This is a genomic window from Pedobacter sp. ASV12, from assembly GCF_016429155.1.
In the GTDB taxonomy this organism is placed as follows: domain Bacteria; phylum Bacteroidota; class Bacteroidia; order Sphingobacteriales; family Sphingobacteriaceae; genus Pedobacter.
Map to the genome: position 1 here is coordinate 1 of NZ_JAELUC010000252.1, position 504 is coordinate 504.

1 pseudogene is annotated in these 504 nt (G+C 39.7%); it reads left to right on the top strand.

Features of this window, described 5'->3' with window-relative positions:
- Positions 1–453 (top strand): annotated as a pseudogene (locus JHD69_RS20170) (TonB-dependent receptor); the annotation flags it as partial.
- Between the last annotated feature and the right edge of the window lie 51 nt (positions 454–504).

The window sequence follows — 504 nt, forward strand, 5'->3', positions numbered from 1 at the left end:
GTCGTGGTTCGTCGGCAGCGTCAGATGTGTATAAGAGACAGGGTAAATGAGCTCCGTAAATACAGTCTTACGCTTAATGGGCAATGGACTCCTACACAAGCAGCCTATAATGCCCGCTGGCAGGGCGCTGGAAGTAGCAATAGCGGTGACAAGCCTTCAGCCAATAGTATGCAATATACCCGAGATTATGCCAATAGTTTATGGGAAGAAAATGGCAATTACCTGAAAATTAAAGATGTTACCTTAGGATATACCTTTTATTCTAACCAACTTCATTCTGTCCAAATATCGTCTATCAATATTTACATAAGCGCGCAAAATTACTTTACCATCACCAAATATACCGGCTATGATCCGGAAGTATCTTGGGCATCATCAACGGTAAACGGCTGGGATCGTGGCAATTACCCATCAACAAAATCAATCACAGCAGGCGTTAGAGTTAAATTTTAAATCGAACAATCATGAAAAAAATATATAATAATCTGTTATTAAGTATTGTAG